Source organism: Methylorubrum podarium, assembly GCF_022179745.1.
In the GTDB taxonomy this organism is placed as follows: Bacteria; Pseudomonadota; Alphaproteobacteria; order Rhizobiales; family Beijerinckiaceae; genus Methylobacterium; species Methylobacterium podarium.
The window spans coordinates 1-7,724 of record NZ_BPRD01000529.1; the positions used below are offsets into that span (position 1 = coordinate 1).

Sequence of the window (7,724 nt, forward strand, 5' to 3'; positions counted from 1 at the left end):
CTGGATCGCTTCGCTGCCGCTGGCGATGACGGCGTGGGCAAAATCCGAGGCGACCAACCGGGAATGGGTTGACTCGAATCGGTCGCCGCCGCCCCGTCGCGCCTATTTCAGCATCGAGATCTGCACGTCGCCGGTGCGCCGCGTCACCGCCACCGTCACGTCGCTCCCGTGGCGGTGCAGGCGGACGTTGATCCGCGAGTCGCCGAGCTTGAGGTTGAACAGCTCCACCGCTTCGAGGAAGCGCGGCAGGATCGGGTTGCGGAAGCGGATGCGGTTGCGGGCGTGGTCGATCTCGAGCCCGAGGCAGGCCGCCAGGAAGGCGAACGGCGCCGCCGCCGCCCAGGCCTGCGGCGAGCAGGCCACCGGGTAGCTCACCGGTCCGCGCTGACGCCGCCGCATGAAGCCGCAGAACAGCTCCGGCAGCCGCTTCTGGTCGTAGTACAGGCTCGTGTCGAACATGCCCTCGAACACCTGCGCCGCCTCGTCTTTGAGGCCGTAGCGGGCGAGGCCGAGGGCGCAGATCGCGTTGTCGTGCGGCCAGATCGAGCCGTTGTGGTAGGACATCGGGTTGTAGCGCGCCTCGCCCTTGGCGATGGTGCGGATGCCCCAGCCGTTGAAGCCGTCGTTGGACAGAAGCTGCGCCGCCACGAGCGGCGCCCGCTCCGGCAGGGCGATGTCCGTGAACAGGGCGTGGCCCGTATTGGAGGAGCGCACGGCGCATTGCCGCTTGGCGCCGTCGAGGGCGAGCGCGTAGGTGCCGATCTCCTCGCACCAGAACGCCCGGTCGAAGTTTTCGCGCAGGGTGTTGGCCTGTCCGGTCAGGCGGACCGACAGGTCGTCCTCGCCGAGCAGGCTCGCGAGCCGCGCCGCGCCGCGCTTGGCGGCGTAGACGTAGCCCTGGACCTCGCACAGGGCGATCGGCCCCTTGGCCATGGCGCCGTCGGCGTGGAAGATCGAGTCGTGGCTGTCCTTCCAGCCCTGGTTGGCCAGGCCCTGCTCGGTCTCGCGGGCATATTCGACGAAGCCGTCGCCGTCGCGGTCGCCGTAGAGGTCGATCCAGTCCAGCGCCAGCTTGAGCTGCGGCCAGATCGCCCGGATCGTGTCGAGGTCGCCGGTCACCTCGTGGTACTGCGCCGCCAGCATCACGAAGAGCGGCGTGCCGTCGATGGTGCCGTAATAGTGGCGGAAGGGCACCTCGCCGAGCATCGCCATCTCGCCGCGGCGGGTCTCGTGGAGGACCTTGCCGGGCTGGGCGTCGGCGGCCGGATCGACCTCCTTGGCCTGGGTGGCGGCGAGGAAGCGCAGCACGCCCTTGCCGAAATTCGGGTCGATCCAGAGCGCCATCATCGCGGTGATGATGCCGTCGCGCCCGAACACCGTGGAGTACCAGGGGATGCCGGCGAAGGGGTAGATGCCCTCCTGCGTGCGGGTCGCCAGCATGTAGAGGTCGGCGGTCGCCCGGCAGAGGCCCTCGTTGAACTGGTCGTTCGAGGAGATGATCGTGGTGATGCCGGCGGTGATCTGGCGCTGGTCGCGGCGGTTGTCGCGGTAGGCGCGGGCGAAGATGCGGCCCTCGCTCAGGTGTCGGTCCGGCTGCTCGGCGAGGCTGCCGGCGGCGCGCGACAGGGCGAGCGCCGCGGATTCGCCGGCCTTCTCGGGCCCCGGCGCGGAGGTGTAGGCGCGGTGCGACTGGCAGACCACGCGGATGAACAGCGAGGTGTTGGCCTGCGGCTCCAGCTCGACCACGAACTCGGCCTTGCCGGGCTCGAGGGTCCGCGGCTTCGGCCCGAAATGCACCGAGGTGGTGCGCACGATCTCGTCGAGGCCGGCGTAGCGGAACTGTACCTCCGTCTCGCTGCGGCGCTCGACGGTGCGCTTGCCGCGATTCGTCCGGTCGGAGCCGCGCACCTCGAACAGGTCGCGGTAGTCGGCGTCGAAGGTGACGCCGATGCGCAGGCGGCGGCGGCGGGTGTCGTAGTTGCGCAGGCCGATGCGGTCGTAGCAGGCACCCTTGAACAGGAACTTGGTGCGCTCGATGGCGATCAGCTCGCGGGGGATGGCGGTCTCGTCGCCCGCGTCGAGGCGGATGTCGGGCGTGGTCAGGTCGACGCTGAGCGACCCGTTGTCGTCCTGGATCGCCGAGGACAGCATCATCGGCCGCTCGTCCTCGATGGTCAGCGCGAGGCGCGAGAGGTAGCGGGTGTCCTGGAAGTAGAGGCCCTCCGGCCCCGGATACCAGCCGATGTCGCCGTAGCTGTCGAGGACGGCGAAGGCCTCGCCGTATTTGAGGGCCCGAAGCGGGCGCTCGACCAGGGAGGCCTGCGCCTCGATATGGTATTGCGGCAGGTTCTCGTCGGCGTCGAGCAGGCCGAATTTCGAGGCCGTCGCCCCCTCGGACGTGTCGGCGTGGATGTGGGCTGCGTCGTCCTGTGCCGCCATGCGAAGCGCCTCTCTGCCGTTGATCCGATGCGAGCGGGGATCCCCCTCGCAAATCGAAGGCCGCCGGTCGCCCCGAGGCAACCGGCGGCCCTGTCGGACCCGTTCAGTTAGGCGCGCCCCCGGCCCCGGCGAGGGGCCGGAAGAGAGTTTGTCGAGCCGTTCAGGCCGGCATCGCGGCGACGTGGATCGGGCCGTGGGCGGTGCCGTTCAGCTCGCCGTATTGCGGCGAGAAGGCGCCCGCGGCGGGCATCTTGATCACGTTGCCCTGGCCGGCCAGCAGCTGCTCGTAGGCCGAGACGTACTTGCGCACCATCACCTCCGCGGTGAAGCGGCCCTCGAAATGGGCGCGGACGCCGGCGCGGGGCAGATCCTTGACCTTGCGGCAGGCCTCGACCGCCTCGTCCATCGTCTTGACGATGAAGCCCGAGACGCCGTCCTTGATCACTTCCGGCACCGAGCCGTTGCCGAAGGCGATCACCGGCGTGCCGGCCGACATCGCCTCGATCATCACGAGGCCGAAGGGCTCCGGCCAGTCGATCGGGAAGGCGAGCGCCAGGGCGTTGCCGAGGAAGTCCTTCTTCTGCTCCTCGTTGATCTCGCCGATATACTCCACCAGCGGGTGGTGGATCATCGGCTCGATCGTCTCGTCCCAGTACTCCTGGTCCGCCTTGTCGACCTTGGCGGCGATCTTCAGCGGGATGCCGGAGCGGATCGCCATCTCGATCGCGCGGTCGGGGCGCTTCTCGGGCGAGATGCGGCCGAGGAAGGCGAGGTAGCCGCCCTTGGCCTCCGGATAGTAGGGGCAGTTCTCCTTCGGCAGGCCGTGATGGATCGTGGCCAGCCAGTTGGAGCTCTCCGGCATCGGCTCGCGCTGGTTGTCCGAGATCGAGACCAGCGGCATGCCCGTGAACGTGTTGTAGACCGGCATGAAGTCCGGCACGTCGAGGCGACCGTGCATGGTCGTCAGGCACTTGTGATACAGGTCCTCGAACATCGGATACTGCAGCAGATCGATGTGGAAGTGGATCACGTCGAACTCGTGCGCCCGGCGATGCACGTGGTGCAGCATGGCGAGGTGGCCCGCGGTGTGGTCGCGGTAGCCGAGAAGGCGCAGGCCCTCCGGATGGCAGGCGGCGAGCTTCGCCGAAGTCTGGGAATCACCGCTCGCGAACAGGGTCACGTCGTGACCCTGGCGGACGAGTTCTTCCGTAATCCACGAAACGACACGCTCGGTGCCGCCATAGAACTTCGGCGGCACGGCTTCCGCGAGCGGGGCAACCTGGGCAATGCGCACGAAGACGTCTCCTGTGACAGGAAATAGGGATGTTGACGCAAGGAATGGGGGACGCGGCCTGAGCAGGACATGAACGAAACAGACAGCCAAGGTTTATGGTTCCGCCCGGCGACTGGGGCGAGCGGCAATCTTTGCAAGCCCACCGAATGCCGGCTTTCCACAGGGGCGCTCCAGAGCGTCGATCCGGGGGCGGGGGCCCGACCGGTCTCCACGGGCCGCATGCAAAAACCCGTCCAGGGATGAGTCGCGCGCCAGGGCGATCGCTCGAAGCTGCGTTGGCAGCTTCGCGGCGCGAAGAGCGCCGCGCGCAGCGGGCTTTCCGGGGCGTCAGCCCCGGAAAGCATCGAGCGGAGCGAAAGCCTGAGCCCGCGGAGGCGGGCGCCAGCGACTGAGGCCGGCAAAAAGCCAGGGCGATCGCTTTCAAGCGATCGCCCTGGGTCGCGCGCATCGGTTGATTGAAACCGCGAAAGGTTTCTGCCATAAGCCGCCCGCGTTGAACCGCCCGGCCGATCAGGGCTGCCGTGGCGGTTCCCGTTGCTCCAGCAGCATTCAAGCGCGAGGTGCCGGCCGCCGGTCGGATCGCTGTCGCGTTCAGGAGAGCCAAATGCCCAAGCTGAAGACGAAGTCGGGCGCCAAGAAGCGCTTCAAGGTTACCGGCACCGGTAAGGTGGTCTACGCCCAGGCCGGCAAGCGCCACGGGATGATCAAGCGGACCAACAAGCAGATCCGCAACCTGCGCGGCACCACGACCCTGTTCGAGGGCGATGCCGCCAACGTGAAGAAGTACTTCCTGCCGAACCAGCGGTAAGTCCTTCCACCCCTCGCGATCTGTTTTTGTCTTAACGTTCCAGGAGATCTCCCATGGCCCGCGTCAAGCGCGGCGTGACCAGTCACGCGAAGCACAAGAAGGTTCTGAAGGCCGCCAAGGGCTATTACGGCCGGCGCAAGAATACGATCCGCATCGCCAAGCAGGCGGTGGAGAAGGGTCTGCAGTACGCCTACCGCGACCGCAAGAACAAGAAGCGCACCTTCCGCGCCCTCTGGATCCAGCGGCTCAACGCGGCGGTGCGCGAGCACGGCCTGACCTATTCCCGCTTCATCGACGCGCTCGCCAAGTCGGGCATCGAGGTGGACCGCAAGGCGCTGTCCGAGCTCGCCATCCACGAGCCGGCCGCCTTCGCGGCGGTGGTCGAGAAGGCCAAGTCGGCCCTGCCGAAGGCCGCCTGATCGCTCCGCCCTCCGGCGGACCGACCCTTTCAACAAGGCGCGGCGCGGCAAGCGCCGCGCCTTCTTTGTTTGGACCGGGGCGATTTGCACGACGGTCGCGCCTCGTCACGTTTGCGCGCTTGCAGGAATGCAAACGGAATGCAAACGACGCGCGAAGGCAGCTCTCGGACGACTGGCCAAGGACAGCGGTGATGGATCTCGACGCTCTCGAACGCGACCTTCTCGGGCAGATCGAGCGGACCGGGGACGAGGCCGGCCTCGAGGCCCTGCGCGTGGCGGCGCTCGGCAAGAAGGGCAGCGTCTCGGAGCTGCTCAAGACGCTCGGCGCGATGACGCCCGACGAGCGCAAGGAGCGCGGCCCCCTCATCAACGGTCTGCGCGACCGGGTGCAGGGCGCGCTGTCGCAGAAGCGCGAGGCGATGGCGAACGCCGCCCTCGACGCGCGGCTCGCCGCCGAGCGGATCGACGTGACGCTTCCCCTGCGCGAGGCGCCGGAGATCCGCGGCCGCATCCACCCGATCAGCCAGGTGATCGAGGAGATCACGGCGATCTTCGCCGACCTCGGCTTCTCGGTGGCGGAAGGGCCCGACATCGAGACGGACGAGCTGAACTTCACCGCGCTCAACTTCCCCGAGGGGCACCCGGCGCGGGAGATGCACGACACCTTCTTCCTCGCCCCCGACCATCTCGGGCGGCGCAAGCTCCTGCGCACCCACACCTCGCCGGTCCAGGTGCGCACCATGCGGGCCAAGCAGCCGCCGATCCGCGTGATCATGCCCGGCCGCACCTACCGCCACGATTCCGACCAGACCCACACCCCGATGTTCCATCAGGTCGAGGGCCTCGTCATCGACCGGTCGGCCAACATCGCCAACCTGAAATGGGTGCTGGAATCGTTCTGCCGCGCCTTCTTCGAGGTCGAGGCGGTGACGATGCGCTTCCGCCCCTCGTTCTTCCCCTTCACCGAGCCGTCGGCGGAGGTCGATATCCAGTGCTCGCGAAAGGGCGGCGAACTCCGCTTCGGAGAGGGCACCGACTGGCTGGAGATCTTGGGCTGCGGCATGGTGCATCCGAACGTCCTGCGCAGCGGCGGGCTCGATCCGGATCAGGTCCAGGGCTTCGCCTTCGGCATGGGCATCGACCGGCTCGCCATGCTCAAATACGGCATGCCGGACCTGCGCCCCTTCTTCGAGGCGGATGTGCGCTGGCTGGAGCATTACGGCTTCCGGCCGATCGACGTGCCGAGCCTCGTGGGTGGCTTGACCGCCTGAGCCCCACCGCCCCGCCTTTCGATCCCGGCCCGGCCCGCTCCGGCGGCCGCGAGGATGTTGTGAGATGAAATTCACCCTCTCCTGGCTCAAGGACCACCTCGACACCGAGGCATCCCTCGACGCGATCGCGGAAACGCTGACGCGGATCGGCCTCGAAGTCGAAGGCATCGAGGACAAGGCCGCCGCGCTTCGTCCCTACGTCATCGCGCGGGTGATCTCCGCCGAGCAACACCCCAACGCCGACCGCCTGCGGGTCTGCCAGGTCGATACCGGGGACGGGCAGCCGCTCCAGGTCGTGTGCGGCGCGCCGAACGCGCGGGCCGGCATGCTCTCGGTCTTCGCGCCGCCGGGCACCTACGTGCCGGGCAAGGACATCACCCTCTCGGTGGGCACGATCCGCGGGGTCGAGAGCCGCGGCATGCTCTGCTCCGGGGCGGAGCTGGGCCTCGGCGAGGACCACGACGGCATCCTCGATCTGCCCGCCGACGCACCCGTCGGCACCGCCTACGCCCTCTGGGCCGGGCTCGACGATCCGGTGATCGAGATCAACCTGACGCCGAACCGCTCGGACTGCGCCTCGATCCACGGCATCGCCCGCGATCTCGCCGCCACCGGCCTCGGCACCCTGAAGCGCGAGCCGATGCCGCCGGTGCGCGGCGAGGGCGCCTGCCCGACCGCCGTCACGCTGCAGTTCGACGCGCACGACACGGGTCTCTGCCCGTTCTTCGCCCTCCGCCTCGTGCGCGGCGTGAAGAACGGTCCCTCGCCCGCGTGGATGCAGAAGCGCCTGCGGGCGATCGGCCTGCGCCCGATCAACGCGCTCGTCGACATCACCAACTACATGACCTTCGACCGCGGCCGGCCGCTGCACGTGTTCGACGCGAACAAGGTCGCCGGGGCCTTGATCGTGCGTCGGGCGGAGGACGGCGAGAGCCTCGTGGCCCTCGATGGCAAGACCTACCGGCTCGACTCGGACACGGTGGTGATCGCCGATGCCAACGGCGTCGAGTCGATCGGCGGCATCATGGGCGGGCAGGCGTCGGGCTGCGACGAGAGCACCACCGACGTGCTGATCGAGTCGGCCCTCTGGGATCCGCGCAACATCGCCCGCACCGGGCGGCGGCTCGGCCTCATCACCGATGCGCGCTACCGCTTCGAGCGCGGCGTCGATCCGGCCTTCGCCCTGCCGGGCCTCGACCTCGCCACCCGCCTCGTGATCGACCTGTGCGGCGGCACCCCGAGCGACGTCCGCATCGCCGGCGAGATCCCGGAACTCTCCCACGTCATCGACTTCCCCTGGACCGAGGTGCGGCGGCTCGCCGGCATCGAGCTGTCGCGGGCCGAGATGAAGGTGACGCTGGAATCGCTCGGCTTCCACATCTCCGGTTCGGGCGACCGGGTGAAGGTGCTGCCGCCGTCCTGGCGGCCGGACGTGGAGGGCAAGGCCGACCTCGTCGAGGAGATCGTGCGCATCGCCGGCCTCGACCGGATCG

At 68.6% G+C, this 7,724-nt stretch carries 6 protein-coding genes; 4 read left to right on the forward strand and 2 right to left on the reverse strand.

Features of this window, described 5'->3' with window-relative positions; all coding sequences use genetic code 11:
- Positions 1-102: 102 nt before the first annotated feature.
- Positions 103-2,439, reverse strand: coding sequence for an amylo-alpha-1,6-glucosidase (locus tag MFF42_RS22780; RefSeq protein ID WP_238257971.1), 2,337 nt, complete (start codon positions 2,437-2,439; stop codon positions 103-105).
- A gap of 160 nt (positions 2,440-2,599) precedes the next feature.
- The gene (locus MFF42_RS22785) at positions 2,600-3,733 is read right to left on the reverse strand and encodes a glycosyltransferase family 4 protein (RefSeq protein WP_238257973.1); all 1,134 of its coding nucleotides are present in this window, start codon (positions 3,731-3,733) and stop codon (positions 2,600-2,602) included.
- 604 nt (positions 3,734-4,337) lie between these two features.
- On the opposite strand from MFF42_RS22785, the gene rpmI reads away from it, so the two are divergent.
- From rpmI to pheT, 4 genes are all read left to right on the forward strand, one after another.
- Entirely contained in the window at positions 4,338-4,541 is a 204-nt protein-coding gene (gene rpmI, locus MFF42_RS22790) for a 50S ribosomal protein L35 (RefSeq protein WP_009863555.1), read from the forward strand.
- Positions 4,542-4,594: 53 nt separating this feature from the next.
- Entirely contained in the window at positions 4,595-4,960 is a 366-nt protein-coding gene (gene rplT / locus MFF42_RS22795) for a 50S ribosomal protein L20 (RefSeq protein WP_153874972.1), read from the forward strand.
- Positions 4,961-5,151: 191 nt separating this feature from the next.
- Positions 5,152-6,231: a phenylalanine--tRNA ligase subunit alpha gene (gene pheS, locus MFF42_RS22800; protein WP_238257975.1), complete on the forward strand. Its 1,080-nt coding sequence runs from the start codon at positions 5,152-5,154 to the stop codon at positions 6,229-6,231.
- Between the two features lie 64 nt (positions 6,232-6,295).
- Positions 6,296-7,724 (forward strand): phenylalanine--tRNA ligase subunit beta (gene pheT / locus MFF42_RS22805; protein ID WP_238257977.1); only part of this gene is annotated, 1,429 nt, incomplete at its 3' end.